The 463-nt window shown below is 30.7% G+C and carries 1 protein-coding gene; it reads right to left on the reverse strand.

Features of this window, described 5'->3' with window-relative positions; all coding sequences use genetic code 11:
• Positions 1 to 286 precede the first annotated feature (286 nt).
• Positions 287 to 463 (reverse strand): DUF4170 domain-containing protein (locus tag BN338_RS10270; protein ID WP_039762224.1); only part of this gene is annotated, 177 nt, incomplete at its 5' end.

The raw sequence follows: 463 nt of genomic DNA on the forward strand, positions 1-463 counted from the left end.
CAAGTTTATTCTTAATGTGTTAAACTAGCAAAGCGTAGAATAATATAAGCCTGCATTTCTATTAATATTTAAATGTAAAGACAATGATACAATAATAAATTGTATCCTGCGCGAATACCACTATGAAATGAATTGGATACCTTGAGAAATATTTTTTTAAGATAGCATATGAATTTACAATAATAATAGCATTTTATTGGATAGTATTCTGTTTTTCTTAAAGGACACATTGAGAGCAGGATAAACAAGCGTGAGGTCGTGGATATAATAACCAAATATTCAAGCTTTACTCTGCATCATCTGTTTCAGTATCAAGAAATTGATGCAAATCTACGATGTAATAACGTTGTAATGCATTATCTACACTGCTTTGTGCTTTTGCCTGCCATGCTTCTTGAGCGGATTGATAATTTGAGAAAATACCAACCACATCTAAATCATCAGGATTCTTAAATTGATTACT

This window comes from Bartonella queenslandensis AUST/NH15 (assembly GCF_000312585.1).
GTDB classification, from domain to species: domain Bacteria; phylum Pseudomonadota; class Alphaproteobacteria; order Rhizobiales; family Rhizobiaceae; genus Bartonella; species Bartonella queenslandensis_A.